Below are 25,828 nucleotides of genomic sequence, written 5' to 3'. Positions count from 1 at the left end.
ACGGCCAATTCGACGTGGTTGTTGAGGGAAAAGTGTTTATGTACGCCTATATGGATGGTTTTACTGCGTCTTACCTTAAAATGGCGGAGGAATGCGGGTTCGACGGCGAAGGCGTCGTCGAGTAGTGTGTCAGCTTTCGGCGGCATCGCGCTCCCGCAACCATTGTTACAGAACAAGCTACCCTAGGGTGGCTTTCTGCGTTTCTAGGGTTCCCCAACGCGAGAAGGCCCGCCAATTCCCCAATTAATTCAATCGATAAGCCGTTTCCCTCAGGCGTGAGACGTACTTCGGACAGCAAACTGCGGATGATCTCTGCGGCTTCTGTCTTCGTGGAGGGCTGACTGAGCGCTGCGGTCAGATTTGCCACCTTGTCGCGATAGAGGCCCGAGAGGTTTGACTGCAGCATAGGCAGAGGTGCATCCTCTGTGTTTGGCAATTGCACCTCTAACTCCGTTTTCCGCGCTTCGAGCTCATCCATCTTTATCTTTAAACTGGGGTGATACATTCCATCGGTAATGGCTTCGATGATTGTGCCGATCTGTTTGTTCACTTTTACCAAGTCCCGTTCGGTCTTGGAGCGGTCCTGTTTAATGGAGCTGGTAAGATGGCGGAACTCAGCTTCATAGGCGAGGGTAAACTCTGCGATGAGGTCAGGATGCAATAATTGATCTTTGAGACCTAGGAGAACTCGGGTCTCTAGCTCCTCCCGCTTTATGGTGGTGCGATTACCGCAGGTGCCTTTGTTGCGGGCATTGGCGCAGCCAAAGTAGGTCTTCCAAACAATGGTGAAACCGCCACCACAGGCTCCTCAGGTCAATGCACCTGAAAACAGATGTTTGGGGCGCTTTGCGCGTTCGGCACGTACAACGCCTTCGCTGATGACCTCACTACGGGTGGCCTTTTGGCGGGCTTTGGCACGGTTCCAAAGGCCGTCGGGAATAAGGCGGAGATCAGGAACCTCTTCAATGATCCAGTCTTCCGTTGGATTCATACCGGCTTGCCGTTTACTAGTGTCTGGATCCTTGATGAAACGCTGAAGGTTCCAAATAAGACGGCCTTGGTACAGGTCATTTTATATTCCCGCTGCGTCATTGGCCGAGCAGCGGGCAGCAATCGCATGAAGCGAAATCTGGCAATACGCGCGTGGGCTATGACCGTGGCATTACGGCGGCCACCCCGTTTACCAGACGGATCGTGGCTCGCAATCCTGATCGCATGATTGCCAGAAATGCCTGACAAAACAGGGCTTCAAAGTATCCGTGAGCGGCAAAGGGAATTGCTCCTCCTCTCGGGATCATGCTGCGCATGACCCTGCCGGAAACATTCTTCAAATCCATCAAGGCAGAATTAATTTGGAGAAACCGATGAGAGACGCGGTGGCAGGCTGAAGGCGCAATATTCCAGCACATCAATGGATTTTGTAATCCACGCCGCCGACATTCATCGCGGGGAGGCAAAAGCTCCTTGGCATTTGAACGAAGGGCTGCATAAATGAGTTGAAAGACTGGAACTGGTTTAGCACGGTTGCGCGGAGCTGCCTGTTCAGAAGATCCATTGTGCAAGGCAGCGCCTTGTCCGGCAGAGTTGCCTTGATCTTCTTTCCGCGCCTAACACTTTCGATCCCAGTGTCACACATGAGACGTTCAACAGTGTCGCGCGCCAAATCGATGCCTTCCCGTCTTATGGAATGCCACAGTTTGCGAGCACCATACAAATCTTCTCTAAAATGGAAACATTCCTGAGTTTGAAAGGGCGGATAGCGGCCGTTTTCTGCAAAACTGAAAGATGACCGGCCAAACGTGGAAGCCGGCTCTGACTGACAGGGCGCGTGGGAAATGGACATTCGCAGCAATTGCGGCATTGAACCACCACTCGGCAATCCGGTGAGCAGGTTCTTTGGCTGAATCACGAACGCTTGAGGCACTCAAGTCAGCCATTCAAAAATGAGCGCCCGTTTGTACAGAATAGAAAATTCACTCTGCCCTGCGCGCACATTCTCAATCCAAAGCCTTCATCTGGGCCTTTTTGGTATCCTTTCGGGCCACTCCAATACCCCTTCGTACAGTGAGGTGAGCATTAGAGTCGCGTAGCTATTCCTTATAGCACTGTCTTTGATCAACACATTCCTGAATGATTGAATGCATCGGTACGGCAGGTGATCAAACCTCTCTGCCGTTGCGAAGTTGCAATGTTGTCTAAGCACCGGCCCTTCAGGAGTTTTGAGCTCGCGGCCATAGAGCGTGATGCAACCTAATTTGAGTATGAGGCAGGAATGGTAACCAGAACATATGTCGCTACAGATGGAAAAACGCAAATCCATACCTATGGTGGGGGTGTCGATAATATCTATGACCATTGGGATAACTTAGAATTTTCAAGCATCACAAAGTTTTCGCATGGCCATCATGCGCGCTCCGGTGGCGGCGCGGACACTTTCAATTTTCAAAACATTAACAACGTTGCTGATGTCATTGTCGGCCGCCTCGAGGACTTTGATGCGTCTCGGGACGAAATTCGGATTGAAGGAAATTTGCTCGACTTCAACAATTTGCCCAGTAATGTTCGCGTTGTCGAATTTAACGGAGCCCATCACGAAATGGGATCGCAACCGCAGCAGTGGTTGCTAATCGACACAGCCTCAGGTGGTCACATCTTTTATGCAATTGAAGGTGCGCGCATTGGTATGAGTGGAGGCGGAGATTCGCACTCCCCCCACCAAGAAGGTCACTTCCTCCTTGAAAGCCAGCTTCCAGACTTTTCTGTCTTGGAAACAGTCCCATACCTCGACCCACAGAATTTCGTTCCAGCCGGCTTCTCGCCGACGAACGGCGTCACAATCAATGACACCGACGTTGATGCCGCCGACGTGCTTGCCGAAATTCTGGGAACCTCGGGAGACGATCTGATCGCGGCGGGCCTGAACGACGACTTCGCACGCGGCTTCGCTGGCAATGATCGAATTTGGGGAGGCGGCGGCAACGATACCGTCCTTGGAGACGATGGGAACGATACCCTTTTAGGCGGAACCGGCGATGACTTGCTGGGCGGCGGATACGGCAATGACCAGCTCTACGGCGGGCACGGTGATGATCGACTTTACGGTAGTATGGGGGCCGACACTTTGATCGGCGAAGACGGTAATGACTTGCTGGTCGGTGGAGACGGTAATGACTTGCTAGGCGGCGGAACCGGCAATGACCAGCTCTACGGCGGACACGGTGACGATCGACTTTACGGCAGTATGGGGGCCGACACCTTGATCGGCGAAGGGGGTAATGACCTGCTGGGTGGCGGAGACGGTAATGACCTGCTGGGCGGCGGATACGGCAACGACCAACTCTACGGCGGAAATGGTGATGATCGACTTTACGGAAGCGCAGGTCAGGATGTGATATTCGGGCAGAGCGGTGATGATAGGATAATTGGTGGCCAAGGGGCGGACATCCTCACCGGAGGACATGGCGCTGATACGTTTGAATTCACAAACAGTGATTTAGTGGATTGGGACAATCTCGACGGAACGTGGTCGCAAATGAATGCACAACTTGATTTGATTACGGATTTTTCCAATGGAGTTGATGTAATAAAATTCGATAACGTCAATAATGTTGGATCACTTGATGATCTCTTTGCTTGGGAGACCACAATAGATGGGAATAAACATTTTGCGGTAATGGTTCAGGAAACAAACGAACGAATTCTGGTGGATGTCGATGATTCCATTAGCTGGACTCAGTTCTTTAACAACGACAACTTCATGTTTTTATAATTTTGAAAAATGCGGTTCAGTAGCCAAATCGCTGCGACGACCGTCAAGGTCTGCTCACGTCTTATTCTGTTGGAAAACCCTTCTTGATTTGAGAACGCTTGGCTGAATCAGCTTCCTTGTGGATATGAGGGATTGAGGATCCTGTTCCATCTGACCACGTATCTCGGGCAATTGGTTTGTCCAGTGTTCGCCAACATTTGTCTGAGTTTTACAATACGACGGGTCGTCCTTCTATTGAGCCATAACGAATGATGCGCATGTTATTGGTTCTGCAAGCTGGGTCTGACGGATCCTATTCCCGATCATTCCACGTTCTCCAAGAACCGCCCCTCTCATCGCTGCAAGCAGCGACTGCCAATGGATACCGCTTTTGGCTCAGGTCCGATGTTAGATTGGCTGGTCGCGAAGCCCGCAATTGCGCCGCATATTCCCGTCATAGACAAATCGGGGCAAAAAGATGGGGCCTTTGAACGCGCTGATTTTACCTTCGATACTGAACATGACTTGTACATTTGCCCCGGCGGTAAAGAGCTCACACAATATCGTCGTGCGTCTGAAACGCCAAGGTCCGGCGCACACAAAGATGAAACGATACGCTATCGTGCTCGAAAATCAAACTGTGACGCGTGTGCCTTAAAAGAGCGCTGCACTGCAAAAGAGCCGAAGCGCAAAGTGAAACGTTCAATCTATGAAACGTCCCGTGATGTCGCTCGTGGTTGATCGCAAACTGAGCAAAAAGGTCGAGATTTCATGCGCACATCTCAAACGCATTCACGGCTTGGGCCGACTCAGATTGCGTAGCCTATGCGGTGCACACGACGAATTTTTCCTCGCGGCAACCGCCCAGAACCTCAAAAAGTTAGCCAAACTAGCACCAAACCCAATCCAGGCCAGAGCCACTGTGAGAAACAGAAGTGGAAACCATTTATCCTGAGAGGCCACACGGTGAAAACTTCGAGTTATTCAACAGAATAGGTTCGAAACCGGATCGGCCATAGCCGCTTCAAGTCTCTAAATTAATGTTGTTTCAACCTTTCAATTTGAAGTTATTTACTCCTTGGACGCCGCGAATTCGGGTTTTGGGCTATCGATCCTGAACAAGTGGGTTCAGTAACACTTGCATGATGATTTGATGTCGAGCCCTCATGAAAATCTGGAACGGGAGAACGATCGCATTAGTGATGAAATCTGCCTGCTGTGCGAGGAGAGGGAAGTGTTCAAGTTGTGGCGTTTAGGAGATGATCCGAGGGATCATTTGTAGGCCATAACCCTGCCGAGTAATGGACGACTCCTTGGTTGAAACGTTCTTCAAATCACCCAAGGAAAAGCTGATCTGGCGCAACCTTTGGGAAAGCAGACACCAGTTGCAGCCCTCGACATTCAACGGATCGGCTTCAATAAGCTGAAAGCACATGCGCGCCCCGAACGCAGAAATGTCGGAGACATTTCGCACACAGAAGTCAGACGGGACGAACTGAATAGATCAAGCAGCCTTGATCGCTGCTAAGAGAATGCCGCGAAGAAGCACCAGGAGCGGACTGGGGCGAAACCTGATCGACGCAACGAGAACGCATCTTTGAAACGATTGAGGAGGCGCAGACCAAGGCAACGCAATTGCTCGGGACTTACAGCCGCGAGCGACCCAATTTAGGCATCGGTGGCATTCCACCCGCAATGGAACAGAAAGCAGCCGAATTAAAATGGGTGGATTGCCAGTACCCCTAAGCACACCGTCCGGTGATTTTCGACTGTTACACTGGAACCTAAGGTCAGTTGAAAACACCAGTTCCGGAAGGATTCAGGAGACAAAAGCGTTCACACTGGAATAAATCAATGTTAAAGGCATTGAAAGATGCCCAGCCCTAAGCAGACTTGGAAGCAATTGCGCCCAACCTTTTTGGATTCAGGTATTTGAAAAAATAAGGGAAGGCCGACAGCAATGACTACTCGACCGATAGTATCTATAATAATGCCCGTTTTTAATGAGCAATTATTTCTAGAACGCGCAGTTCAATCAATCCAAAATCAAAACGTACGGTTCGGCGTTGAGCTGATTATTGTTGATGATTGTTCAAGTGATAAGACTGCCGAGTTAGCATCATCGTTGATAAAAAATAATCAGGCTCAATTTCTTAATATCAAATATTTGAAGCTTGACGAAAATCTAGGAAACGCACTTGCATTTTTCCACGGCTTAAAGGCCGCAAGCGGGCATTATTATCACGTTTTGGACGCAGATGACTACTGGATTGATAGGGGTAAATTGTCTTTGCAAGTAGAATTCTTGGAGGCAAGCCCTGAATTGGCTGGATGCGGACACAGAACGATTGTGCGCGATGAAATGGGGGGGACTGAAAGCTTTTATCCGAACCCTGAACCGAGGCTAAATCCCGTTTCATACAGCGATTTGGTTCAAGGCGCGGCATATTTCCACACAAGTTCCCTTTTGTTTCGCAACTACTTTTACGACCCCAGCACGAAATTATCGCATCCTCATGAAATATTTCGAGAGGTCCGAGGCGATGTTATTCGAATGTATGTAAATGCGCGCTATGGTGACATTGCCTATATTCCCAGAACTATGTCGGTATATGATAATCATGGCGGTGGTATCTGGACTTCGCTGAACCAAGAGGGTCAGATAAAACTGATTGAGAGGCTTTATGCCAAACTAGAAAAATACGAAATGTATGATCTGGTTGAAGATGAAGAGAATGCAAAAAAATATGTAGGTTGGAAAGTTAACTCTCTTAGAAATTACATCCCAATTTCCAAGAGGCCTGTGTGTTTAAACTCGCAGGACGTTTTTACTAAAAACAAATTTCAGCTAAGCTCGGTCAATGGCATAAAAACAGTGACGGATTTAGAGAAGCAAGTTCGTTCATTAATTCTTATGGGAATGTTGGATGAAGCGCTCTCATTGTTACGCAAATTTATTTCAGCACTCTCTTTTGATGCAAATTTGAAAAAAATTAGCTTTCGCAAAGTAATATGTACTCCAGAAATTGATGCGCTTTGCTACGAAATTGGCGGGTTGATTGCAGACCAGCTATCTATTCAACCAAGAACCAAACCGAACAAAGACAAATTGGGTCCCGTAGCATTTGTTATGTCAGGCATGACAAGTAACGGCGGCGGGATGATGGAGGAAACTCTAGATTTTGCGCAGTGTTATTTGGCTGATAGAGAGGTTTATCTGTTTTCCACCGAGACCGTGGGCAGCAGTCGGGACATAAGAGATTATGTAGACTCAAGAATTCAGTTGGTAATTTGTACGGATACGGGCTTGCTCGAAAAAACAGCTTGGCTAACGTACCATTTATCTAGGATAAACCCATCATTAGTGTTCTTGAACCCAAGTCATCATGACGTGAGCCTGTTGGGTGGGATCCGAAAAGAGCACTGTGAAAGCATATACCTTATAAATAGTTTGGACCATGGGATTGGCATCGGTAAATATTCGCCGGCCGTCAGTGGGATAATAGCGAAGCGCCCATATGAAATGGATGTCTTTAAAAAGTTAGCACCAAGCAAGCAAAGAGTTTATGTCCCCGCATTTACGCGCCATGTGACTCAAAGAGTGATTAGTAAAAAGAAAACAGGGCAAACTCTAAAGTTCGCTAGCGCCTGTGTTCGAAAATATAAAATTGAGCAAGCTTACGATTATCAATTCAAAGACGTAGTTCCAGAACTCATTCACAAGACTGGCTGTAGCTATCTGCACGTTGGTGATATCTCAGAGGGTGTCGTTAATCATATACGAAAGGCCCTCGCCAAACACTCAATTGATCAAGACGCTTTCCAAGTACAGCCTCGCGTTCCAAATTTGGGAAAGTACCTGTTGGATAACAACGTAGACGTATTCCTTCAGTCCTTCCCAATTGCTGGGGGGAAGACCTCTATTGAGGTTCTGTCTTGTGGAATTCCAATAATTAATCATGATAGCTACCTGCACCCAATGATGAATGTATCAGATATGGCTTATCGGGAAGCCCCATGTTGGGCCGTACCCGAAGAACTATTTGAAATCGCACGTGGGATAGACCCCGCTTGGCTTAAAACTCATTCAGACTTGGCACTCAAGCACTTTGAAAAACACTGTACGGTTGAGGTGATTCAGAGGAAATGTATCGAAGGAAATACTTTGAAAAGTCACCCTTCTTTTACGGAAGAGGTTAAGTTCTCGGTTCCAGAGACGCCAAACGAACTGCGAAAAATTCTCAATGAGTTGATGGAATTCACGGTTTTTGAATAGGTCAACGGCAATGACTTTTAATAAAATCCTCATGGTTGCTCAGCCAAGATCATGGACAAACTTTTTTATTCGCAAGTTTGCACAAGATAGATGTCTTTCTGTTTTAAACGAACCATTTAATAATGGTGGCCCTATACTTGGCGGAAGTAATTTACTGCTAGATGAGCCGCGTGTAATTAGCTTCTTGATGCTAAATTGGACGTGATCGATTTCACGTCAACGAGGGTGGCAAGAAAAAAAATTGCCATCCTAGGACGCTGGTCTACTTACCATAACACTGCCTGCGACGTTTATCGGCCGCCGCGCGCATTCCCGAGCGAAATCTCTCACTCAAGAATGGAACATTTGCCAAAAAGTAACGGATTTCATAGTCGAATCTATCGATTTTCCCCGCGATCTTCGAGCGTCTCGCGTTAATATCCGATAAAGCGTCGGCTAGATCTGAGCGCGCTTTTTCCAATTCGGCGCGCACCGAAGTGAGTTGGGAAGCCCGTTCGGCTAATCCTTGCACGGACTTCATCAAAATCTCGTTCGAATGTTCGATACTAACGTCGACTATATCGTTGAAATCGTCAAAATTACTTGAAAAGCTTTCGATACGAAGATCGCGAAGTCCTTCGTAATCTATTGCGTCAAATTCAATCCCCTCCGTTTCCTTAAGCCAAACCAAGTCCTCACGGCTGTTCCAGAGGATAAGCCGCTGAACCTCTGGCAATAGCACAGCTTTTCTTCCCAAGTTTTCCGATTTTGAAGTCTTGTTTAAATCTCTTCGAACAAAGTCAGCTAACTTTCTAACTGATCGTGCTTCTCTTGGGTGGCAATAGCGAAAATATTTTTGCATTAAATAAGTTACTTCACCTGTATCAGAAACATTAAAGTGTTTCGATAGGCCCGGATTGGGGTTGCCGCCCTTATACTCCGCAAACCGACTTAAAAAATCCTCCGTTAATCCACTAGGGAAAGAGCTGGCCTGAAACGGAACGATGTCCAGCTTATTGCCATACTCGGATTTCCAAGGGGATATTCTATTGCGATAATTGGCCCGCCAGACTTTCGGGTTATCTATAATGTCAGTCGCTTTCAGTTTCTGCTGATTAAATGATAAATAGTACCCGGCGGGGTCGCGCAAATAAACGACAACTCGAATATCGTCAAACAAGTCAGAGAGAACTTGCTTAGCGCTCTCCGCGCAAAAACTTTGAGAAAACAAGTATTCACTGGAAAAAATAACATATTTCGGGCAAAGTTTTTGAACATCATTGTATATCTTCGAAAGCAGCTTTTCAGCGTTTCCGCCATCGCTCTTTCCGCTGAAAATTTCTAATATTTCTTCCTGATTGATCATTCGCCCAGAAATTTCCGGAATAAGTATCCCATTCTCCATCAGCGTTTCACGCCAGTTAAAAAGGTTTCTTTGAATGGTAGAAGATCCGGTCTTAGGGGTTCCTACATGTAGAATTGCTGTGGTACTCAATGAAAACCTCGAATGTTTATGTGCGTAACTTCTTTTCCTACAGATTACACACCGTACCAATCTACACCATCAATAATGCTAGAAATGTCGCAAAGCCGTTAGTTGAGCGTCATTATCAAATAACAGCTGGGTCGAGTGTAAAGCGCGGAGCAATAATGGGGCACAGAAGCGGCTGCATATCGCAGTTGTAGGGGAGTAAAATACCGCCAGTGTGTGTCCTTCGTATTATCGGAGGGCGGGAGAAGTATTGTTTAACCCATTCCACGTTTCTGGACCTGCCAGCGGAATAAATGTGCTAAAGTCACCGCCTGTAACTGTTATATCGGCATGGCGGAGCCACGCATGCGCTTCAAAAGCAGCGTTTTCCCGTTTGCGCACACCAATGAAAAGTTCCGACGTTATCCCCGATCGATTCAGCCAACGTTGCGCGGCCATCGCCTGAACAAAGCAATCGGACCGCCATGGTACGTTTCCCGCAGCCACCGCAATGGCCCAAGATACGCGATGAATAACCACGTCGACGGCCCCCGTTTTGTGCGAATTTTCAATAGGGTCGCCACGCTTACCAGCCATTTCCAACAACGCGCGCGGGGATTTTGATGTCAGATGAATGCGGCCGAGGGCGAGTTCAAAGACCGCTCGGAGTATATCAAGCCATTGACCCGCCGAAAACCCCACCGCCCGGCGCATTTTTCTTGTACGTAATTGAGGGGGTGAATCGTCGCTTTTCACAGTATACTCCGAGATCAAGTTTGATCGGTAAAGACCAAATCATGCGAGCGCATTTCTAAAACGAAAGCAGTAATATCGGCATTCAATATGCCGGCGGAAACTTTATACTTGGGCAAAAGAGCATTGCATATTTCAGGTACAGTTGTGCCCTTTTCGAGCAGTTCCCAGACGCGTGTGCCAAGGGAATCGAGGCCATAATAGGTGCCGTTTTCTAGGTGTAAAATCACGGTCTCTTCCCCGACTTTACTGCAAACCGCGTGCGGGCTTCGTTCTAGTTTCGTGGCCAAGTTGAAGTTTTTGATCATTTCAGTCCCTCGCCCCTTTCGGCCTTTAGGTAGCATTATTATGCAACAATTAATTTCATCATTGTAATGGCTATAAAGAAAAATATCACCCGCAAATATTGAGGCCGCGTAAGGCGGGGCTCGCAAAAAACAGTGTATTCACATCTAGCCCGTTGGGGCAACAAAACCGGGTGCGGCCTTGCTCAGGGTTTGCATTTGAACTGTGAGGGCGTGGTGAACCTCGCTCAGCCTAGAAAAGTCGCGGGGGTAGAACAATTCAAAGGCGGGAACTTTGCTGGCCAAAGAACTCGCGTCCATCATTTTTTGGTGCGCGCGCGTTTTGTCGGTTGGGTCGAGGGCGAAACTGTTGGTGATCAAGCCCATGCAGCACTCCGCAACGCTCATTCGGCGGAAAGTGATGCTGCCGCCTGCGGGTTCTGGTCCGAGAAAGAAGAAGGCTCCGATGGGGACCGGCGATTGCTCAGTATTCGAGGGTGTGGGAACGCTGACACTTTGCTTTGATGTGTAATTGGCAATCGCGGTCGAGTCGGGAGGTTCGGAATAGAGTTCCGCGAGCGAGTCGGGCAGGAGCCTTAGGCTGGGGTAGACGGCCTTACCGTGGAACACATTGTCTACCTGTGAGACGATAATGGCGTCATCACCCAAAAGGACGGCTCCGCTGTTTTGAAAGCTGGCAACGAGGGTGGATTTACCGCGCCCAGAGTTGCCCAAAAATACTAACGCGTTTCCGTCACTTTCGACGGCGCCAGCATGCAGGACAAGGTCGCCCTGATGCGCAAGGATGCGTGGAAAGACTTGGTCTTGTAAGAAATGGTTGGCAGTCTCGGGAGGAAGCGGTTTTGAATTGGGCGAAAAAAGTAGGATTTCGCGCTTGGTGAAGGACACGCTTACCGTGGCTTGATCCCAAAACCGAACTTCATAGGTTGAAGCGCCACAGCGTTCGGCTATCGCAACGGACAACCCGCTTCCGTCATTCCATAAATCAGTAGGGGGGGGAGCTTTTACGGCGGATTGGTCTCGGCTCTGCTGAATTACGGTCCAACTGCCAAAACCATCAACGCTTCTCATTTAAAAATTTTCGAGACAACAATGATATACAATGATTTCTACCGACGATCAGAATGCCGCGTAAACAAGTCTGCGGACAGGACAATCGTTAGGGTCTAACTTGACGGTCAGTGCCAGTCTGGACACTATTTTCGGGGTTCTGACGATTGGACCCTGAGGCCGTCAGTTCGACCATATCGCCCAAGACGACCACAGTCGGTGCCGCATAGGCTTCTTTTACAGTGTTGGTGTCTGGTGTGTTGAACGGTGCCATCAGCTATTACTCGCAATAAAGATCGTTTTCGGCGATTAGTGAAAGGTCAAGTACCTCTAATAAAGATACTTAACATTATACGCAAAACTAATGCAATGGATTCGGTGATAGCTCGGGCCAGAAACAGTATAGAAAACTGTCGATGATCTTGTGGGTTTTTAGGGCTTACGGCTCTTACAATAACCTGAATTCGCACCAGCTCCGAAGCACCATCCGGTCCCGAATGTGTTTTCGTTTCCGCCACTGGATCCAGACGCCGTCAACTCAACCAAACCACCATAAACATGTAGTTTAGGAGCCGAATATTCTTGTTCAGCTTGAACGCTGTCTAAATCAATTACGCTATTCATTAATCTCATCCCGAAACTTATTATTTCAAATTTTTACTCGGACGCTTGTATCCGCACCCAATTGGCAAAGGATATAATACTTAACCTTTCGCGAGAACTATCATCTTTCCACTCTCCTTGTCCAGCTTCTAGGAGTTTCTCCGGTTTTATGAATTGTCTCAACGCATGGGGAGAGCTGGCATTCGAGTGCCCCAAGTCTGGGGTTTCCAAGAAGAGTGTTTTTATGAAGTCCCCACCTAGGTGCTGTTTGCCAAAGCGCCACCGTACTTGGTCGGGAAGCTTCCCCGCCATAGACCGTCGTAAAATCATCTTTGGCCAACCATCGGACAAGAGCTGGTCCGCCGGTAATGACAGGCAAAATTCGACCACGCGTAAATCCATAAAGGGATCGCGGGGTTCAATTGCAACGCAAGACGCCACCCTATCATATCGTTCGCGTGCAACCGCGAGGTGGGTGTGGACGATCGAGCCAGCGCGGTCTTCGGCGCTTGATTTTTCCAGATCTCCGAAAGTCTTCCGGTAGGTTCTTATCCGGCCTGTAAGTCCAACTTTCCGAGCGAAATCAGGGTGGAGGAGCGAAGTGTCTGTGGATCGTTGCCGCCCACGCGCTTCAAGAAAGCGATGCCTACTTCTGCGAATTGATTCTGGCACAAAGGCTGTCCATACTGGATGCAACAGTGCTTTCCATATGGGAAAAGGATGCCCCCAAAACCGTTTTTCTCCACGAACATTCTGCAAAGCCTGCCGCCACTTACCCGCGCGAAGAAGCCTTGCGATATGGATTCCGTGCCCCAACACGACATCGCCTGCTACGCCGTCGAGCATAACTTTGACGCCCGCACGGTGCCCCATCAAATAGACCGCACGGGGCAAAACCATTTGTGCGTCGAAGGGCTCTTCGCTCCGTTGGTTTAAATCTAACAATTCCGGCATCAGCGATCCAAGCTCAGCATAGTTCGTCACATGTGGATTTAGGTCGGGCATTGTCATCGCGGCAAAAGCTGCCTTCGTTTCGATACAGGTTTGAGGGTCGGGGCCAACCGCAGAGAACGTTTCAAGAGGGCCAAGACCTTCGTCGGCCAGAAGCCGACTAGCCACAGCCACCACGGAGCCTGAATCCATGCCGCCACTGAGCATCGAGCCAACGGGGGTAGGGGAGCGCAGCCGACAGTGTACCGCCTTGGTGAAGACGTCGAGAAACGCTTTTGCATAGGCCTCGTCGGACGGCAGTTTTAGTTCCGGCCCCGGTGTCAGGGTCCAGTAGCGGCGAAGGGCAAGACCGCTTTCGTCAAGCGTTAGGCTATGTGCTGGCGGCAAGCGGAAAAGCTGTTCATAGAAGGTGCTGGTGAAGTCGATCCCCTCCAAATCATCGTAGAGGAAATCTGCAATACGCCCTTCATTGAGGTCCCGAGGCATCGCATCAACGGCCAGAATCGCAGCGGGCTCTGTTGCAAAAGCAAAAACCTTGTTGGGTTGATGGTAGTAAATAAGCTGTCGCACCCCAAGTTGATCGCGCGCACAGAACAGACGCATATTGCGCGGATCCCAAATTGCAAAAGCGAAGTCGCCAAGCAGATGATCTAGGCACGTGTCGCCCCATGCCAAATAAGCCCGCAGGATAAGTTCGCCGTCCCCGATCGTTGCAGTTTGGCCATCTAGGGCAAGTTTGGCGAGGAGCTCCTCCCGATTATCGAGCCGCACATCGGCCGTGATCGTGGCGCCACTGTCCGTATCGCGATACGGTAAAGTTTCGAAAAGGGACTCGGGCGTGGTGGCAAGGAGGGTATGGCCGAGGCCCGCAGTATCCAGTTGCAAAAGGTTTGTGCCGTCCGGGCCACGACGGCCAAGCACCTTTGCCATAGCCGCGAGGTCTTCGGGTTTAGGGTTGGCGCCATCCAAAGAAATCAAACCGCAAATACCGCTCATGTGAGTTTTCCGTTTTCTTCCACGATCCGACCATCGACAAGACACAACACGCGATCCGCAAGGGTAAGGCTGGCGGTGCGGTGGGTGATCAGGATGACCGTGCGATCTTTGAGCGCATCCCCACAGGTTTCGATAAACGCTTGCTCACCCTCAATGTCGTACATCGAAGTTGCTTCGTCGAGAATGAGAATTTGCGGGTCTTTTAGGAAAGCGCGGGCGAGAGCGATGCGTTGGCGCTGGCCACCAGACAGGCGCACGCCGTGATCCCCAATTTCAGTGCCGAACCCGTCGGGCAGTTTGGTTATGAAGTCATAGGCTTGGGCCAAACGCGCCGCCTTGTTGATATCTGCGTCGGTTGCGCCTTCAAGGCCATAGGCGATGTTGTCGCGAATGGAACCGTTGAAAAGCGAGGCGCGTTGAGGGACAAGACCGATTTTTTGACGCAGGGATAGTAAATTTAGGCTGGAAATATCGCAGCCATCAAGGAGGACAGTCCCCGTATCTGGATCAAAAAGCCGGACCAAAAGGCTGATTAAGGTGCTTTTCCCCGCGCCATTTTCACCCGCCAAAGCAATTGTTTCGCCAGATTTTATGTGAAGGCTTACATCCTTTAGGATCGCTGGGCGGTCAGGATAGGCAAATGAAACCCCGCGAAATTCGATATCCCCTTGAGTTTGTTCAATCTCGCGGGGCTCGGCATAGCCTGCCTCAGGTTTTTCATTGAGGACTGTCAGCAGGCGTTCCAATGTACCGCGCGCGGTCTGTGTTTGCCCATAGACATTGGCGAGTGTGCCCACTGGGCGGGTAAGTATTGCGGCATAAAGCAGAAAGCTGAACATTTCGGGCGTCGTCATACTCCCTGTTTGAAGGCTTAGACCGGCAAACAAAAGGAGCAAAACCGCCGCCGTACCCGCCACAAATTGGACAATCGGACCGAGTGCCGCGTTAATGCGGTTTTCTTGTAGGTTTATGGTCAGGACTTGATCTATCTGTGCTTTATACCGATTCAACTCGGCGTTTTCGCGGGTGAAAGCTTTGACAGCAGGCAGCATTTCCAGCCCTTCGTCGGCAAGGCCAACCGCCATAGCCTCAGCATGTTGCGCCATACGCGCCAACCCACGGAGCCTGCGGCCAATCACCTTCAAAATGATATAAAAAGCTGGCACAATGGCGGGAACGAGGAGGGCGAGGATAGGATCAATCCGAAACATCAGAACGATGGCCCCTAGGGTGGTGAGGAGCAAGGGCGGGATGCTGACCAAGGTTCCGGTAATGAAACTACTAAGCTGTGGCAGCTCATTGGTCATGAGCGCAAGGACGTCGCCTTGCCGACCTTTTTGGTGAAAGGCTAACGGCAGCTTTTGCAAATGGCCAAAAACACTGACGCGTATTTCCGCCAGAAAACGTTCAGCGGTTCGACCCGAGAAGATTTGGGTCGTAAATCTGAGAAGCCCAAGCAAGCCAAGCAAAGCGATCAGGAGGATAACAATCAACCCGATAGAAATTGTTTCATCAGCGAGAATTCCACCCGCAAGTTGTCCTACCAGCCAAGGGATGATCAAGGTCGCGACCGATTCCAAAAGCATAAGCAGTGCTACCAAAATAAGCGGATAGCGAAACGGATAGGCAAACGGGAGCAGTTTTCGTAGGACCATGAATTTTCGTCTCTATTGTTCGCGGCGGCGGAAGAAATGTAGCATCCGTCGCCCATAAAGGAATGGTAAACTACGCTCTGCCATATCGGGGTATTTGGCGCGCATAAAGGTCTCAGGTGGGAAAAGCCTCCACTTGATGAAAGCTATTTTCTTCCGCCCGCCTGGAACGGCAACAAAATCGTACCACACCTGCCGTGTTGGTTCTGACCGCAACAGATATTTTCCAGGTTTGCTCTCTATTTGCGCGGAGGCTTCCATTCGGCTCATAACCTGCGGAGGAATGGGCGTTCCAAGTAGCCTTTCTGCGGTTTTCAGCGCGACATAACAAATTTCGGCCACGCTCTTTCCCTCGCCCTGATCGCAAAGCTCATCCCACTGGTCAGAAGACAGGGACGCTGCCAGTAAGTGAATGTCGTTTAGCCAGATAAGGCGGTCACCGCCGAAATACTTAACACCATCAACATAATAAGGGCTGCTGATATGCTGTGCGCGATGCACGCAAGCATGTAAAAGGGCCAGAACAGGCCCAAATGACATCGCGCCTTTACATAGGCGAGGCAAGTGGTGGTTCTGACGGAGGGCTTCCTCAAAGGTGAACAGGTCACCCAAAGCCCACCCTTTCATGACCCGCCAATGAAGATCAATTTCGTGAACATGCCCGTTGCCGAGATCCTTTTCCCACGGCTCTTGCAGGCTGCTAGGATCATGCGTTGCGGTCATAGACGCCGCCATTTTAAATCCGCAATTTCGCATCGTTTCCCTTGTCTGCGCCAGATCCTCGTCCCGAACAAGAATATCGGTATCGCCACGTTGACGCCGATATGGCTCGTCATAAACGTCATAAGCAAGGGCCGTTCCTTTCAGGAGGATCGGCGTTACCTTTTGCGTGGTCAGTTCCACAATGAGATGTGCAACGATACTCCTGTGGCGAAGTTCCCACATTGCCTGTGCGCGAGATTGTGCGAGAAGCGCGTCAAGGATGCGCTGCGGCCAATTTTCAAGCTGCAACTGAGGGGCAATCAAGACACCCGCGATGCCGTGATACAAAGCGCGTTCAATCGTTAGGTTTTCGATCGACGAGTCCGAGTCGCGCCATTCGTGCGGCCACTCTGTGAGGGGATTACTTATTGCTGCACTCAGGAGCAGGTCTACCTTTTCCCTGTTAACAGTCATAAAGATCGCTTCTTTCAATCAGTAAAAACGCCCGAAATACCAGGCGGCATTGAACTTGTTCCTTCTGCATCCTTAGCTGAGAGCGTGTGATACGCCAAGGGTGATGCTCAAGGAACTCGAAAAAACGTTAACGCGGGAAGGCCTTGGCTACTCTTCAATCGGAATGCGGCTCTGGTCCAACGCACGCGTGAAAGTTTCAGAGAAAAGTGGTTCGAACCGATAAACTTCCGCCTCCGCAAGATGATTAGAGTCCGCAAAATACGAAACTTCGTCCCTGATGTAGTAACAAGCAGCATCGTCGCAGAGCACAGAATCTGGCCGCACAAACAAGAGGTCGTCGCGGTTCGAGAAATGCGCGAAAACAGGGTCATACTGCTCTAAAAACGCGTGTTTAGGGAGGCTCGGTGGTAGGCTCAAAATCCGCCCATAAGCGAGCTCGCGGCCCGTAATCGAAGCGATATCCACCCCCGGAACGGCAATTGGGCCAACGAGAATGACGGTTTTATCGAACGACTCTAAGGCTTTCACAAGGTCGTCTATTGCAGCAATCAGCGCCGCGTTGCCGGTGTTGTCCAATATGGTTCCGCTCGCGTCCACCAATCCCGAAGGGCCGTATTTCCACGTCATGGATAAGATGACGATTTTTGCCGATGTATGCGTGGCGATCTCATCGAGGATGCGTTGTGCGCTTTGGAGGCATTCCATCCCGATATTGGCGCTGACGGTCGGTAAGCACCCGTTTTGCGGCACCAGAAAACCGCGCGTATGGCCCGCCTCTAATATCGTCTTCCAAACGGGCGCGTACATTTGAGCATGTGAATTGCCCAGCAGTATAACCTCGGCCTCTTGCACGCCATACCCATCCAAATTCAACACGCATGCCCGCCCTTCCCCGTAAGGAAAATAGTCCTGAAGGGCACACCGAAAATTGGTGCCAACCGCGGCGTTGATTACGCCCGCCTCTTTGTTTAATCGCTGTGGAAATCCCGACGCCAACGTTAGGCTAAGGGCGATTCCGCCAAGCAACACCACACTGGTTGCAGTTATCGTGCCAACTTTCGAGAAGGGCAGCTTTGTGCTGCGAAAAGGCTGCTCGACATAACGCCAGCTCAACGCTGCTGCCGTGCCCGTCAAAATAAGGGCCGCGAGGCTTTCCATGAGGGTCAAATCTCGGAGCAGGTAATATTTCGCCAATGAAATAATCGGCCAATGCCAAAGGTAAAGCGCGTAGGACAACAGGCCGATGAAGACAATTGGCTTTAGAGATAGCAGGCGGTTTATGGCGGAAATATCGCTGCGTCCTGTCCAGATCAACAGAACAGTTCCCACAACGGTTAGGGTTGAATCTGGAGCCTGTGCGATGACCAAGGGCGGGCCGAAAAAGCTATACAGTATTATTCCTAAACCGAAAACGCCGGTAATATTCGCGGTTTTGGTTCCCGGTTTCCCGACATGGCATATCGCAAGGAGTGATCCGGCCCCCATTTCCCAAGCCCGCGAGGGCAGCAAGAAAAACGCAGGTGAACTGCCACCGATGAGCGTCAGGAATATGTGACATGCGAGCGACACGGCAATTAAGCACGACAAAATCGCCACGACAGTTCGGTCGCGATACCGTGCCAGAAACCAGAGGATCAGCGGGAATAAAATGTAAAATTGCTCTTCCACACCGAGTGACCACAGGTGCAAGAGTGGCTTTTCTTCCGCGCTCGACGAGAAATAATTCGTGTCCCGCCAGAAATAGACGTTGGCCGAAAAAGTGAGGGTGGCAAGCACGCTTTTGCCGTAATTGGCAAGATCGGACGGGAGTAGAATTATCGACGCAAACACCGTTATGACGATAAGGAAGAGTAACAGCGCAGGCATGATCCGTCGAATGCGCCGTTCATAAAAGTGAGACAGCGAAAAACTGTCCGCCCGAATTTCGCTCCAAATGATCCCCGTAATCAAATACCCGGAAAGCACAAAAAACATATCGACGCCAAAATATCCGCCCGGGATGAACGACCTCTCAAGATGGTAGAGAATAACGGCTGTCACAGCGACAGCGCGCAGACCATCAATATCTGCGCGGTAGACGGATTTGGGGCCTAAAGTATGTTTCATGGTCTTTTAGGTTCACCGTTTTTAGGTTTTTGATTGCAACACTGCCCGATCCACTCGCAGTTATTCTGCCAATTCATAAGTCTGAGGCAGAACCTCGGGTTGGACGTGGCGCCGTTGCTCTAGGCGAGCGATACCGACACCTGCGAAAAGGATCATGAACTGAAGGGTCAGGATCGTGAAACTTTGCACCGTCACAAATAGAAGAGCGAGACAGAGGAATACCTCTTTGGCTTGGTACAATTTCCAGATAAGTGCAGCGATCCCGAGATAGAACACCACCGCGACGATGCCACTGAGATCAAAAATGAGTTCGAGGAACGTCGAATTCATCGGGGCCAACCCGCCAAATTCGGTGAAACCGACCCCCATTCCATATTGTTGATTAAGGGTTGTGAAATACTGCCCAATCCCGACGCCAAAAAAGGCGGCCAACGGATGATTATTAAGATAATCCCACCCATAGAATTCCTGTCGATAGACAAATCTTGCGTCTATTCCTTCCTCAATTTCGAGGGCTCTACGTTCATATCCAACTTGGAAGGCGTCAATCACCCCGATTTCAGGGAATGCTACGATCAAAACTGCAGAAATGATGATGGCACCGAAAAAGAATTTGGTAGCTTTGGAGGGGTAAAGCAACAGGGCAACTGCACCGAAGATAACAATAGTCATCAAGTAGGAGCCAGAAAAGGTGAACAGAGACATAAAGAAGATGCCCCGACCAATCCATTTCATCCATCGCGCTGTTGATTCTTTTGGCGGCACATAGAAAAAACAGGCCAGCGCACAAACAAACATAACATAGCCCAGCCGCTTAGGCTCGTTTGCCAAGCTGTTGATCCTAACGAAGCCAAATTCATAGGCTACATCACCCGCAGAGGTACCGCGTAAAATACCGCGATATGGGAGGCCGATCCGATCTGCGACGATCTGATAAAATCCATAGGTCGCATAAATGACGCCTAGAACGACAAGCCCTTTGAGGAGCAGGCGAAAGGCATCGGGCTTTCGGCCCATTTCGTAGCAAAAAGAGAACATGGCGAAAATGCCTAGGTAGTAAATTATTCGAATTATGGCGCGCGTCGTGTCTGATCCAGCTATGATTGTAAGCGTTGCCGATAGGACGAAGGCCATAATGGCAAAAGCGAAAATAGGTTTTACGGAAGGGGCCATTTTTAAGCGCCCCTGCAGAAACACGCGCATGGTTAGAAGGATCGGAACTGTTTGCCAAAGGGTCAGGAGGGTGAAGAGGGGGATGAAGAAATACAGGCTGAGTGCGGTGGGTAAGTAAGCCATTAGACGTACTGGAGCCTTGGCGAGGAACCAGATCGCGAGCGCTGTCCCGATAAGAACGACCAACGGGTCAAGCGGTGTGTAACCAATTACCATTCTGCAGTCCTATTCCTCTGAATTCTCATCACGGTAATTAAACATTTCCAAAATTGTTCGCGGTCCCGTGGATTGGCGCCATCTGTGACGACGGACTAATCCGCAGCTTAATTTTTTCAAACTCAAAGGGTTGCGTCAATTTGATCCCGCATCCGCTACAGCAGGGCGTTGCTTGATTGAACCGTCGTTGAGATAAATTTGCCCTTGGGCAAGGCGGCCCGTCCCGAGGGCTTTTATCGCGAGTATGGCGCCATCTTCGACGATGGACCCCGGAGCGAGTGTGGACCCAGCGCCGAGCCAGCACCCTGAACCAATCGCAATGGGGCGCGTAATCAGTCCAAAGCGAGGGTCTGCCCAATCATGGGTGCCCGTACAAAGATAGACGCCTTGCGAAATGCAACTATGCGCGCCGATTGTAACTTCGGCCAGATTATCAATCCAGACGCGTTCCCCAATCCATACGTGATTGGCCACCGTTAATCGCCACGGAAATTTCACCGCAACATAGGGCTTAATGACGACCCCGCGACCAATCCGTGCTCCGAAGGCACGTAAAAGGCTACAGCGCCAACCAGACCCTGGCAGCCAACTGTTAAAAAAAATCCCAGAAAGGGTGATCCACGCAAGTTCCTTCAAGCGCGACGCCCCTCTAGAAAACCCAGCGTTCTCGTAGAGGTCAAGACGCATGTTGGGCGGTTTTTGTTGCTCAGTCATGCACATGATCCGGTTTTTGAGTGCCTCGTGTAATCCAAAGATACACGTCGCGCATGCGAGAGGCCACCTCTTCGCGGCCGAAATCGCGCTCAACCCATTTCCGCCCTCGTCGCCCCATTTTCTTTAGGACTTCTGGCCTAGTGGACATCGCTTGCTGCATTGTTTCTGTGAGCTCATCTTGGCTTAACTCGATCCACCAGCCGCAATCATGCTCCTGCAAGCCTGCCCAAGGCGCATTTTTTGTGGTAATGACGGGTGTTTCCTGCGCCAATGCCTCTGCCACGACCAAACCAAAGTTTTCTGCATGAGTCGGCAGGACAAAGAGGTCGGCATTGCGATATTGCATTTCCTTTTCGGCCCCATGTTTCGCCCCAACAAACCGCACGCGTTCAAGCTTCAACTTCGCAGCCAGCAGTTTCATGTCTGCCTCGTGTCCATTTTCGTCGATACCTGCGATCACTAGTTCCCAATCTGGGAAGCGCGGCGCGAGCGTACTCCAGCTTTTCAGCAAAAGGTCGATGCCTTTTTTGGGGTGAAGACGACTTAGAAAAAGTACTTGTCGTAACGGCCCCTCGGTGCGTGTGGCCAATTCTGGAAGGGCCATTGCGTTGGGCACGATGGCAATCGGGTTGCGTAGCCCCATGTCGCGAAAATGCTGTGCCTCCATTTCGGCGGTGGCGCGCAGACAGCGTGCTCCGCGCAGGTGGGCGTTCTCAAATATGGCGGCGGCGATGCGTTTCTTCCAAAGTGAATTGCGCCGCGCCCATGGGTCAAGCATTCCTCGGGGTGTAACAATATAAGGCGTGTGCGTCGTGCGGGCCTGTTTAAGATTGGCGTATGACGGATAGGTCCAAAGCCCCTGAACATCGATCAAATCTGGGTTCAGCACTTTAATGGCCGCTCCCATGCCGCGTGCATATTGCCATGGCGCGGGGCCACTGACGGGAAAGGCATGAACGCGTGGTCCCCAAGTCTGAGCGGCGTCTGGGTATGACGGGTCGATGGTTCCCATCACATGCATTTCCATATCGTCAAACGGGTCGATGCTATGCGCTAGACCAGGTACTGATACGGCCAGCCCCCCTGCGGCAGGCGACAGTTTGCTGGTCAGGAGGAGAACGCGCGTTCGATCAGACATGCGCGGCCCTTTTTTCATCCACGCCTAGAATAGCGTACCTATCGAGCAAAGTTTGCGCGGCGGTTGACCACGAAAACAAGCCTCGCACATGGGCGGATTGCACCTGAGGGTCCTGCCAGAGATTTTCACGGGAAAAGCGCGCAATAGCTTCTGCGAGAGCATGTGGCTCACTTGCAACCAAAACCCCACCGCTTGCCTCGATAATCGCGGGTAGGGCGCCAGCAGGGCTACCAATCACGGGAAGACCCGTGGCCGCCGCATCAAGGGCCGTGATGCAAAACCCCTCTTCAAGCGAGGGCTGTACGTAGATATTTGCGGCATCATAAAGTCGCGCCAAATCATCGAACGGCACCGCCTTATGCAAGCGCAGAACGCTGTCGAGGCCGCGCTGTGTTACATCCTTTTGGATATCGTCAAAATACCCCTGCACGCGTCCCGCGGGGCCCACCACATCCCAAACCACATCCACGCCCATGTCGCGCAGGGCCTGCACAGTCGCAGGGAGAATATGTTGACGTTTGTGCGGGGCATATCCACCTGCGGTTAGCAATCTAACTGGCCCCGAGGGACGGCGATCTGTTGGGGGAGACATCAACGATTGAAGATCCGCAGTCAGCCCATGCCCGATCACTTCAATTCGGCCCTGTGCCACAATCGGCGCCAACGCTGTCTGTACCTGCAGGGAGGGGACGACATAGGCCGCAAATCCGTGGCGTTTTAATCGCGCTTTATTCTTGATTTTCACCGCCTTGAGGCGTGCAAACTCCTTCAAACGCGCGGGCAGAGGTGCGTTATGCGCGACCAAACGGCATTCCATGGGCGGCACATTATGCACTGTCGCCACGCAGGGCAGCCCCGCTGCTTGAAAGCGTTCTGTGTCGAGAATTTCCATAAGGAACAGTCCAAAAAGCACATGCAGCAGCTCAGGACGCTCGGGCGTCGACAGGCTCTCGGAGGCCAGAAGATCGACCTGACGGCAGAAGTCATAGCGCTGCTCGCGTGTCGGGTCGCCCGCCGCGGGATACCCCGCATCAATCCACCGAACGCTGTAGGGCGGTTTGGACATTTCATCCGGTAACCAGCACTCAGGCGCAGGGCCGGGCACCCAAAGTTCGACCTCCACACCTTTGTCGGAAAGGGCGCAGAGGGTCTCGTGCACGTAATTAACCGTGCCACCAATCCTCGGGAAATAATGTTCGCTAATGGCGAGAAGTCTCATCCTTGCGCTCCCCCTTTGGGACGGCCTTTGAGCCGTCGATAGAGTGTTGTGGTCGCCAGTACCATGGATGGTCCGCCGATCCTACGCAGAATTCGCAAGGGCAGCCGCGTGTCTGGACGGTAGTTTGGGCAGAGGGTGCGTGCGCGCGCAAGAAGTTCCCGCGCCTCCGCGGGGTGCGATGCCCAATAAGTCATGGCGATTTTATCCATGCGCTGGGCGAGGGCTTCGCGGAGGCGCGCTGGCATCGGTCCTTTCTCACCGTCGAATGCGGCTTCAACTTTTTCACAGACACGGCGGCGCGCAACAAATTTGCGGATGTCATCGTCCGAGGACACGCGACCGCCAGCATGATGTATATACAAATAATTGGCGCTCTCAACGGGTACAAAATAATGTCCGTCCAACAAGACACGCAGCAGTAGATCGCCATCCTCGTCGGTTAAGAGGGACTCGTCATATCCGCCAAGATTTTCCAGAACATGCCGTGGGAAAAGGACCCCGCAATGGTGGAGGAAAGGCCGCACGAGCATCCGGCAATACTGCAGCAAGGGCTCAGGTGGTAAATCGCGCCAACTGTTGTTTATGGACGTGTTCCCATTGGTGAAGACGTGCTTTGTGGGGGCAAAAGGGATTGCTTTTTCGGGTAGATTTTCGGCTTCTTTCAGAAGAGCAGCCAAGTGACCCTCATCCAACTGATCATCCGCGTCGAGAAATTTGATCCACGCGCCCTTTGCTTCCAGAAGCCCCACATTGCGTGCGGCACCTTGGCGACAATTCTGTTCACGCCGAATAACGCGTGCAGGGCTTCCATCCAACGTGGCAAACACCGCGTCATACTCCGGCCCCGACCCGTCATCAACGACGATCCATTCCGCGTGCGCGTTTGAATTGGCAGCCATGGATCGTTTTAGGGCCTCGAAATCGAGAGGGCGATACGCTGGGATAATGACGCTGATATCGGGCATGGGTTCGTTCGTGACTCCGGTTGGCTCGGTGGGGGGGGCTAGGTTCGTTTCGTCGACAAACTTTTTATTCAATTCTGAGCAGAGCTTTCATACGATCAAGCCTTGGCCCTGTTGAGGCACGGATAGCGGCGCGAAGGAACTTAAGTTCCCAGAAAACCGCAAATGGGTTCCCAGTAAATGCAAAGCATAGCCGAGCGATGTCGATCCAGTCTTTTGAAACCCTACGCAAAACTCTTTGCATTTGGGGATGCCGTTATCAACTCTCCACAATATGCGAAACAAGCAAGTCATCCAGACATTTTGCACGGCGACCTCACTTTTTCCCAATTATTTTGCGGGCAAATAGAGCTAGGTTCTCTTTACGGCGGAGCCCAAGGAGGTGGCTTGCAGTAGTATGTGCAAATCCACCCTCTGCCTTTGGCCAACCACGCGATGCTCGAAACGCTCCAAAATCCCGTAGCGCATCTGGAATGCCATTTTGAGCTGCTAGGCGTTCGAGCGCATGTGTCGCGCGGGAAAATGCAGCATTGAGTTCTTCACTTAAAGGCCCGCTCTGACTTGCTCTGTCGCAGGCATCACGTGTTACGGCGAAACTATCCCGCAATTTTGTCTCTGAAATTGTGTTGCTTATCCGGTCTATCCCATCATGATCTCGATACACAGAGCATCCGATTTTGGAACGAACAGTCTGTGCACCGTTTTGAGCCGCCCGCAGAACCAGATCGCCGTCTTGGTTCTTGGAGAGCGCCTCGTTCCAACCACCGATGCTCCGCACGAAATTTGCCCGCCAAAGAATTCCGCAAGGCGGCAAATAGCGCCCGGACAACCAATCAGACAGAAAGTAGTCTAGGTTTTCAGTCCGCGGGACACGGAACGGCGAACGGTTGCCTTGTAAATTTGATCTCACTACAGGTGCGATGGCCATTTTTGCTCCAGTTTCCTCAAGGCGGGAAACGAGACCCAGAAGGGTATCAGGCTCTAGCCAATCGTCCGCATCAAGGAACATCACATATTTCCCGCGCGCCATTGCAAGACCCTCGTTGCGCGCAGAACAAGCCCCCTGGTTAGGGCCCGTTTTTAGAAAGATATGCTCATTGAAGCTCTGTAGTACTGAAAGCGTCCCGTCAGTTGAGCCATCATCCACTGCTATAACTTCCGCCGCGTCGACAAGCACGCTGTTGATCGCTTGGGACACATATGACTGAGCGTTGTAGCAGGGAATGACGATGGAGACAGATGCCGGAATGTTATGATGTCCTTTTAGCGGCGCACTGCCGGTTTCTTGGCTAGATTTCATTGTGTCCATTCTCACCCATAGATGTAAAGGTGCCTTACTG

Annotated in this window: 23 protein-coding genes and 3 pseudogenes; 6 read left to right on the top strand and 20 right to left on the bottom strand. The window is 50.9% G+C overall.

The window, feature by feature from the left end:
• Window positions 1-70: 70 nt before the first annotated feature.
• The 3 genes and pseudogenes from AB9F29_RS05815 to AB9F29_RS05805 form a co-directional block, all read right to left on the bottom strand.
• Entirely contained in the window at window positions 71-661 is a 591-nt protein-coding gene (locus AB9F29_RS05815) for a hypothetical protein (RefSeq protein ID WP_335586946.1), read from the bottom strand.
• Window positions 662-694: 33 nt separating this feature from the next.
• Window positions 695-796, bottom strand: a pseudogene (locus tag AB9F29_RS05810) (hypothetical protein); the annotation flags it as partial.
• Window positions 797-808: 12 nt separating this feature from the next.
• Window positions 809-991, bottom strand: coding sequence for a hypothetical protein (locus AB9F29_RS05805; RefSeq protein WP_335586947.1), 183 nt, complete (start codon window positions 989-991; stop codon window positions 809-811).
• Between the two features lie 81 nt (window positions 992-1,072).
• On the opposite strand from AB9F29_RS05805, the pseudogene AB9F29_RS05800 reads away from it, so the two are divergent.
• Window positions 1,073-1,491, top strand: a pseudogene (locus tag AB9F29_RS05800) (DDE-type integrase/transposase/recombinase); the annotation flags it as partial.
• Here AB9F29_RS05800 and AB9F29_RS05795 read toward each other — a convergent pair.
• A complete protein-coding gene (locus tag AB9F29_RS05795; protein ID WP_369754928.1) occupies window positions 1,409-1,843 on the bottom strand; it encodes an IS3 family transposase in 435 nt (144 codons plus the stop codon). The pseudogene AB9F29_RS05800 and the gene AB9F29_RS05795 sit on opposite strands and share 83 nt — an antisense overlap.
• Window positions 1,844-2,272: 429 nt before the next feature.
• Between AB9F29_RS05795 and AB9F29_RS05790 the strand changes: the two genes are divergently transcribed.
• The 5 genes and pseudogenes from AB9F29_RS05790 (at window position 2,273) to AB9F29_RS05770 (ending at window position 8,024) form a co-directional block, all read left to right on the top strand.
• A complete protein-coding gene (locus AB9F29_RS05790) occupies window positions 2,273-3,769 on the top strand; it encodes a calcium-binding protein (RefSeq protein ID WP_369754916.1) in 1,497 nt (498 codons plus the stop codon).
• 267 nt (window positions 3,770-4,036) lie between these two features.
• Window positions 4,037-4,093, top strand: a pseudogene (locus AB9F29_RS05785) (hypothetical protein); the annotation flags it as partial.
• A gap of 33 nt (window positions 4,094-4,126) precedes the next feature.
• Complete coding sequence (locus tag AB9F29_RS05780; protein WP_369754915.1) at window positions 4,127-4,489, top strand: hypothetical protein; 363 nt, start codon at window positions 4,127-4,129, stop codon at window positions 4,487-4,489.
• Entirely contained in the window at window positions 4,458-4,703 is a 246-nt protein-coding gene (locus AB9F29_RS05775; RefSeq protein ID WP_369754914.1) for a transposase, read from the top strand. Before AB9F29_RS05780 ends, AB9F29_RS05775 begins: the two co-directional genes overlap by 32 nt.
• A 1,035-nt stretch (window positions 4,704-5,738) precedes the next feature.
• Window positions 5,739-8,024: a glycosyltransferase gene (locus tag AB9F29_RS05770; RefSeq protein ID WP_369754913.1), complete on the top strand. Its 2,286-nt coding sequence runs from the start codon at window positions 5,739-5,741 to the stop codon at window positions 8,022-8,024.
• A 262-nt stretch (window positions 8,025-8,286) separates the two neighbouring features.
• Here AB9F29_RS05770 and AB9F29_RS05765 read toward each other — a convergent pair whose 3' ends face one another.
• The 16 genes from AB9F29_RS05765 to AB9F29_RS05690 all read right to left on the bottom strand — a co-directional run bounded on the left by AB9F29_RS05765 (window position 8,287) and on the right by AB9F29_RS05690 (window position 25,797).
• A complete protein-coding gene (locus AB9F29_RS05765) occupies window positions 8,287-9,498 on the bottom strand; it encodes a hypothetical protein (protein ID WP_369754912.1) in 1,212 nt (403 codons plus the stop codon).
• A 225-nt stretch (window positions 9,499-9,723) separates the two neighbouring features.
• Window positions 9,724-10,188 (bottom strand): lasso peptide biosynthesis B2 protein, encoded by a 465-nt coding sequence (locus AB9F29_RS05760; protein WP_369754911.1) that lies wholly within the window; start codon window positions 10,186-10,188, stop codon window positions 9,724-9,726.
• 56 nt (window positions 10,189-10,244) lie between these two features.
• Window positions 10,245-10,535, bottom strand: coding sequence for a PqqD family protein (locus tag AB9F29_RS05755; RefSeq protein WP_369754910.1), 291 nt, complete (start codon window positions 10,533-10,535; stop codon window positions 10,245-10,247).
• A gap of 144 nt (window positions 10,536-10,679) precedes the next feature.
• Window positions 10,680-11,603, bottom strand: a complete 924-nt coding sequence (locus AB9F29_RS05750) for a hypothetical protein (RefSeq protein WP_369754909.1) — start codon at window positions 11,601-11,603, stop codon at window positions 10,680-10,682.
• A gap of 88 nt (window positions 11,604-11,691) precedes the next feature.
• Window positions 11,692-11,856 (bottom strand): hypothetical protein, encoded by a 165-nt coding sequence (locus AB9F29_RS05745; RefSeq protein ID WP_369754908.1) that lies wholly within the window; start codon window positions 11,854-11,856, stop codon window positions 11,692-11,694.
• A 158-nt stretch (window positions 11,857-12,014) separates the two neighbouring features.
• Window positions 12,015-12,206 carry a hypothetical protein gene (locus AB9F29_RS05740; protein WP_369754907.1) on the bottom strand — a complete coding sequence of 64 codons (192 nt, stop codon included), beginning with the start codon at window positions 12,204-12,206 and terminating at the stop codon, window positions 12,015-12,017.
• A gap of 33 nt (window positions 12,207-12,239) precedes the next feature.
• A complete protein-coding gene (locus tag AB9F29_RS05735; RefSeq protein ID WP_369754906.1) occupies window positions 12,240-14,132 on the bottom strand; it encodes an asparagine synthase-related protein in 1,893 nt (630 codons plus the stop codon).
• Window positions 14,129-15,787, bottom strand: coding sequence for an ABC transporter ATP-binding protein (locus AB9F29_RS05730; RefSeq protein WP_369754905.1), 1,659 nt, complete (start codon window positions 15,785-15,787; stop codon window positions 14,129-14,131). Before AB9F29_RS05730 ends, AB9F29_RS05735 begins: the two co-directional genes overlap by 4 nt.
• Before the next feature lie 12 nt (window positions 15,788-15,799).
• Entirely contained in the window at window positions 15,800-16,960 is a 1,161-nt protein-coding gene (locus AB9F29_RS05725; RefSeq protein WP_369754904.1) for a nucleotidyltransferase family protein, read from the bottom strand.
• A 147-nt stretch (window positions 16,961-17,107) separates the two neighbouring features.
• The gene (locus AB9F29_RS05720) at window positions 17,108-19,066 is read right to left on the bottom strand and encodes an acyltransferase family protein (protein ID WP_369754903.1); all 1,959 of its coding nucleotides are present in this window, start codon (window positions 19,064-19,066) and stop codon (window positions 17,108-17,110) included.
• A gap of 60 nt (window positions 19,067-19,126) precedes the next feature.
• Window positions 19,127-20,455, bottom strand: a complete 1,329-nt coding sequence (locus tag AB9F29_RS05715) for a hypothetical protein (RefSeq protein ID WP_369754902.1) — start codon at window positions 20,453-20,455, stop codon at window positions 19,127-19,129.
• A gap of 135 nt (window positions 20,456-20,590) precedes the next feature.
• Complete coding sequence (locus AB9F29_RS05710) at window positions 20,591-21,169, bottom strand: WcaF family extracellular polysaccharide biosynthesis acetyltransferase (protein ID WP_369754901.1); 579 nt, start codon at window positions 21,167-21,169, stop codon at window positions 20,591-20,593.
• Complete coding sequence (locus tag AB9F29_RS05705) at window positions 21,162-22,307, bottom strand: glycosyltransferase (protein ID WP_369754900.1); 1,146 nt, start codon at window positions 22,305-22,307, stop codon at window positions 21,162-21,164. Before AB9F29_RS05705 ends, AB9F29_RS05710 begins: the two co-directional genes overlap by 8 nt.
• Window positions 22,300-23,526, bottom strand: coding sequence for a glycosyltransferase family 4 protein (locus AB9F29_RS05700; RefSeq protein ID WP_369754899.1), 1,227 nt, complete (start codon window positions 23,524-23,526; stop codon window positions 22,300-22,302). Before AB9F29_RS05700 ends, AB9F29_RS05705 begins: the two co-directional genes overlap by 8 nt.
• On the bottom strand, window positions 23,523-24,491 hold the full coding sequence (locus AB9F29_RS05695) for a glycosyltransferase family 2 protein (protein ID WP_369754898.1): 969 nt from the start codon (window positions 24,489-24,491) through the stop codon (window positions 23,523-23,525). Before AB9F29_RS05695 ends, AB9F29_RS05700 begins: the two co-directional genes overlap by 4 nt.
• Window positions 24,492-24,804: 313 nt before the next feature.
• A complete protein-coding gene (locus AB9F29_RS05690) occupies window positions 24,805-25,797 on the bottom strand; it encodes a glycosyltransferase family 2 protein (RefSeq protein WP_369754897.1) in 993 nt (330 codons plus the stop codon).
• Window positions 25,798-25,828: the final 31 nt, after the last annotated feature.

The organism is Falsihalocynthiibacter sp. S25ZX9 (assembly GCF_041205405.1).
GTDB lineage: Bacteria > Pseudomonadota > Alphaproteobacteria > Rhodobacterales > Rhodobacteraceae > Falsihalocynthiibacter > Falsihalocynthiibacter arcticus.
The sequence above is the reverse complement of the archived record's forward strand: the minus strand, read 5'-3'. Positions and strand labels throughout refer to the sequence as shown.

Coding starts and splice junctions, on each gene's coding strand:
- AB9F29_RS05805 (WP_335586947.1), bottom strand. CDS start 991: ATGAATCCAACGGAAGACTGGATCATTGAAGAGGTTCCTGATCTCCGC.
- AB9F29_RS05795 (WP_369754928.1), bottom strand. CDS start 1,843: ATGTCCATTTCCCACGCGCCCTGTCAGTCAGAGCCGGCTTCCACGTTT.
- AB9F29_RS05790 (WP_369754916.1), top strand. CDS start 2,273: ATGGTAACCAGAACATATGTCGCTACAGATGGAAAAACGCAAATCCAT.
- AB9F29_RS05780 (WP_369754915.1), top strand. CDS start 4,127: ATGGATACCGCTTTTGGCTCAGGTCCGATGTTAGATTGGCTGGTCGCG.
- AB9F29_RS05775 (WP_369754914.1), top strand. CDS start 4,458: ATGAAACGTCCCGTGATGTCGCTCGTGGTTGATCGCAAACTGAGCAAA.
- AB9F29_RS05770 (WP_369754913.1), top strand. CDS start 5,739: ATGCCCGTTTTTAATGAGCAATTATTTCTAGAACGCGCAGTTCAATCA.
- AB9F29_RS05760 (WP_369754911.1), bottom strand. CDS start 10,188: ATGCGCCGGGCGGTGGGGTTTTCGGCGGGTCAATGGCTTGATATACTC.
- AB9F29_RS05755 (WP_369754910.1), bottom strand. CDS start 10,535: ATGATCAAAAACTTCAACTTGGCCACGAAACTAGAACGAAGCCCGCAC.
- AB9F29_RS05750 (WP_369754909.1), bottom strand. CDS start 11,603: ATGAGAAGCGTTGATGGTTTTGGCAGTTGGACCGTAATTCAGCAGAGC.
- AB9F29_RS05745 (WP_369754908.1), bottom strand. CDS start 11,856: ATGGCACCGTTCAACACACCAGACACCAACACTGTAAAAGAAGCCTAT.
- AB9F29_RS05740 (WP_369754907.1), bottom strand. CDS start 12,206: ATGAATAGCGTAATTGATTTAGACAGCGTTCAAGCTGAACAAGAATAT.
- AB9F29_RS05735 (WP_369754906.1), bottom strand. CDS start 14,132: ATGAGCGGTATTTGCGGTTTGATTTCTTTGGATGGCGCCAACCCTAAA.
- AB9F29_RS05730 (WP_369754905.1), bottom strand. CDS start 15,787: ATGGTCCTACGAAAACTGCTCCCGTTTGCCTATCCGTTTCGCTATCCG.
- AB9F29_RS05725 (WP_369754904.1), bottom strand. CDS start 16,960: ATGACTGTTAACAGGGAAAAGGTAGACCTGCTCCTGAGTGCAGCAATA.
- AB9F29_RS05720 (WP_369754903.1), bottom strand. CDS start 19,066: ATGAAACATACTTTAGGCCCCAAATCCGTCTACCGCGCAGATATTGAT.
- AB9F29_RS05715 (WP_369754902.1), bottom strand. CDS start 20,455: ATGGTAATTGGTTACACACCGCTTGACCCGTTGGTCGTTCTTATCGGG.
- AB9F29_RS05710 (WP_369754901.1), bottom strand. CDS start 21,169: ATGACTGAGCAACAAAAACCGCCCAACATGCGTCTTGACCTCTACGAG.
- AB9F29_RS05705 (WP_369754900.1), bottom strand. CDS start 22,307: ATGTCTGATCGAACGCGCGTTCTCCTCCTGACCAGCAAACTGTCGCCT.
- AB9F29_RS05700 (WP_369754899.1), bottom strand. CDS start 23,526: ATGAGACTTCTCGCCATTAGCGAACATTATTTCCCGAGGATTGGTGGC.
- AB9F29_RS05695 (WP_369754898.1), bottom strand. CDS start 24,491: ATGCCCGATATCAGCGTCATTATCCCAGCGTATCGCCCTCTCGATTTC.
- AB9F29_RS05690 (WP_369754897.1), bottom strand. CDS start 25,797: ATGGACACAATGAAATCTAGCCAAGAAACCGGCAGTGCGCCGCTAAAA.